We start from the raw sequence: 701 nt of genomic DNA, 5'->3' as shown, positions 1-701 counted from the left end.
GGCCGCCGCCTTTTTCCGCCTGTAAAGCAGCATTCCCAGCACGCCGCCGCAGGAGGCCAGCATCAGGCTGATCCACAGCATCATGTTGCTGCTGTCCCCGGTCTGGGGGCTGCCGGTGTCGCCGGAAGGATCCTGCTGACCCTGCGAATCGGATGAATCGGTCGGATCAGTCGAATCGGTTGGCTCTCCGGTTTCCGTTGCAGGGATGGCTTCAGTCTGCACATATTCACAGACCGCACAGCCGCGCTCTCTGGAACCCGCTTCAGTCTCGGTGGCCTCTTTGGTTACTTTCCAATCGCCGTAGGTATGGTTTGCCACATTCAGCTTTTCACCGCAGGAGCATTCCTGCCAGTGCTGGGTTTTGTCATATTTCCACGTTTCATCATGGATGCCGTGCTCATGCCCGATCTCCGGGATGATTTCAACCTGCACATATTCACAGACCGTGCAGTCACGCTCTCTGGAACCCGCTTCAGTCTCGGTGGCCTCTTTGGTTACTTTCCAATCGCCGTAGGTATGGGTGGCCACATTCAACCTTTCGCCGCAGGAGCATTCCTGCCAGTGGTCGGTTTCGTCATATTTCCATGCTTCGTCATGGATGCTGTGTTCATGAACCGGAATCGTCTCTTCCTGCGTATATTTGCAGATGGAGCAGGTACGTTCTCTGGAACCTGTTTCGGTTGTGGTAGGCTCCTTTGTTA

At 55.3% G+C, this 701-nt stretch carries 1 protein-coding gene; it reads right to left on the bottom strand.

The features are described 5' to 3' along the window. Positions 1-701, bottom strand: a 701-nt coding sequence (locus H6A12_RS13050) for an LPXTG cell wall anchor domain-containing protein (RefSeq protein ID WP_204448434.1), incomplete at both ends; no start/stop codon positions are given.

Origin of the sequence: Merdimmobilis hominis (assembly GCF_016901855.1) — a bacterium.
Classification (GTDB): domain Bacteria; phylum Bacillota; class Clostridia; order Oscillospirales; family Ruminococcaceae; genus Paludihabitans.
The sequence above is the reverse complement of the archived record's forward strand: the minus strand, read 5'-3'. Positions and strand labels throughout refer to the sequence as shown.